Source organism: Halomonas ramblicola (assembly GCF_030409215.1).
Classification (GTDB): Bacteria; Pseudomonadota; Gammaproteobacteria; order Pseudomonadales; family Halomonadaceae; genus Halomonas; species Halomonas ramblicola.
In genome coordinates this window covers 1-1,508 of record NZ_JAUFPL010000022.1, presented here as the reverse complement: position 1 = coordinate 1,508, position 1,508 = coordinate 1, and the positions used below count along the sequence as shown (strand labels likewise).

1 protein-coding gene is annotated in these 1,508 nt (G+C 60.0%); it reads right to left on the bottom strand.

Features of this window, described 5'->3' with window-relative positions; genetic code table 11:
* Positions 1 to 9: 9 nt before the first annotated feature.
* Positions 10 to 1,251: an IS4 family transposase gene (locus QWY80_RS08780; RefSeq protein WP_290230414.1), complete on the bottom strand. Its 1,242-nt coding sequence runs from the start codon at positions 1,249 to 1,251 to the stop codon at positions 10 to 12.
* Positions 1,252 to 1,508 lie beyond the last annotated feature (257 nt).

Here is a 1,508-nt window from a genome sequence, read left to right as displayed (position 1 = left end):
GAATGGCACTTACTTAAGCTTTTCCGGATGACCGTGTTGCCGAATTTGCTCCCGTGCTTCATGGCGGGGCATCTGTAATAACCGCTGGGGCCGGGGTCGCCGCTTGATGGCCCTCGGCTCTAACCGATTCGGTCTCTGCCCCACTCGAATCATCGTTATTTGCCGCATGATGCTCTGGTGCTCGTCTTCCGTCAGCGGCGAACGTGCCGCTATATGCCGGAAAAGCTGGACGGTATGTTTGAAACTGACGTGCTGGGGCAGGCAGTCCGCCCACTGGCTGGAATGCGCCATCACGCGACGGATCAGGTTGTAGGCCAACAGATACACCCAGACTTCCTTTTCCACCATGGCGGGCGTCTTACAGCGCAGCACCTCCATACCCAAGGTCGTCTTGATGTCCCGGAAGCTCAGCTCGATCTGCCAGCGAGCCCGGTAGAGCGCCTGGATCTGCTGCCGGGGCGCTTGCTTGGAGGAGCACAGGGTCGTGACGATGACCCTGTTGCCTGCGGCCAGTTCCCGCACCGGCAGGGTCTCGGGCAAGGCGTCAAAGGCCTCCCGGCTCATCCAGGTATGCCGCGTCTTCGGTTTCTGCCAGGTGGCGATATGATCCCTGTCGCCCAGCGTCTTGCCGGTCTGAAAGTCGGTCTTGCGTCCGAAGTGCTGGCGCATCACCACATCGACACCGCGTGCCTTCAGCTCCGCGATGAGCGCATAGGAGGGGAAGTAACGATCGGCAATGACGATGTCACCGGCGTCAAAGGTGTCGAGCATCTCCCGTAACAAGGCATGTTCTCCCGTGCCCTTGCCTTTCACGGGCCCGATGGCGGCATTGAGAACCGCTCCACTGCTTAAGTCCATGATGGCGACCAGGCGCGCGACCGGAAACCCGAGGCCAGGCTTCTGGCTGTCTTGCTGAGGAAAGCGCCGTTGATTCTCGGGTGTATCCGGCATGGACACCGTGGTGCCGTCGATCAGCTTGATTGGCCGGCCCTGCCAGATCCAGGCAGAGGGCACCTCCTCCGCCAGGGTGTGTCCCAGATAGCGCGTCAGGTCGGCCACGACGGCCCCCGGCAAGCGCTGGCGAGCGCGGCAATAGGCGCCGGTGCGGACACTCCCCGGGCGCTGCCGGTTGAGCATGGCACGATTGACAGCTTGCTGGCAGGAGGCATCGGCATCCAGGACTTGGGCGATGAAGGTCTCCAGAGTGGCAACAGGAGGAAAGAGCCGGTGGCGACGAGTTGGCAGTGTCACATCACCTTCGGAAGAGGCTACGATCGCATGCAGTTGAGCGCACAGCTCGGTATGATTCTGCCGGCTGGAATGATGCGCGATACGGCGTTGTTGGCACTGGGGAAGCAGAGCAGTAGGATATGACATGAAAACGGGCGTTGGATCTGAGGGTTGTGTGTGGTTTCGCGACTTACACAATACCGCAATCCATCGTCCGTTTTCATTAATATCAAATGGTTACGTCATCAGTGATGCCTTAAGTAAGTGTCATTCGGGTC